Source organism: Frankia sp. CeCAU1 (assembly GCF_977971845.1).
Map to the genome: position 1 here is coordinate 1 of NZ_CDWWXA010000145.1, position 743 is coordinate 743.

At 67.7% G+C, this 743-nt stretch carries 1 protein-coding gene; it reads left to right on the forward strand.

Annotated features, from left to right (window positions below; translation table 11 throughout):
* A partial coding sequence (locus tag AC08OO_RS19710) for an IS110 family RNA-guided transposase (RefSeq protein ID WP_476618868.1) occupies positions 1–743 on the forward strand: 743 nt, incomplete at both ends.

A 743-nucleotide genomic window follows, 5' to 3' on the forward strand; every position in this document is an offset into this window, starting at 1 on the left:
TGTACTGGAAGCCGGTGTATTACATGCTGGAGGATTCCTTCGAATGCTGGCTGCTGAACGCCCAGCACATGCACAATGTTCCGGGTCGGAAGACGGATGTGACCGATGCGGCGTGGATCGCGCAGCTGCTGGAACATGGTCTGGTCCGGCCGTCGTTCGTGCCCCCGAAACCGATCCGGGCGTTACGGGATCTCACCCGGCACCGGCGCACGACGATCGAGGACCGTACCCGGGCGGTGCAACGCCTGGAGAAGGTCATGCGGGACTGTGGGATCAAGCTGACGTCGGTGGCCTCGGAACTGTTGGGGAAGTCCGGTCGGGTGATGATCGAGGCGATGCTCGCCGGGGAGGAGGACCCGGAGGTGCTCGCGGATCTCGCGCGGCGCCGGCTGCGGGTGAAGATCCCGCAGTTGCGGGAGGCGTTGGCCGGCCGGCCGTTGGCGGATCACCAGAAGCTGCTGGTCCGTCAGTTGCTGGCGCAGATCGACCTGTGTGATACCGCGGTCGCGGAGCTGGACCGCAAGGTCGAGGTGATGCTGGCCCCTTTCGTGGACCTGGTGGGGCGGGTGATGACGATCCCCGGGGTGGCCCAGCGGACGGCGCAGTGTCTGATCGCTGAGGCGGGGATGGACATGGGCCGCTTCCCGACCGCGGGACATCTGGCGTCCTGGGCGGGGATCTGTCCGGGCAACCACTCCTCCGCCGGCACGTCCCGGACCGGGCGCACGCGGCAGGGCTCGACC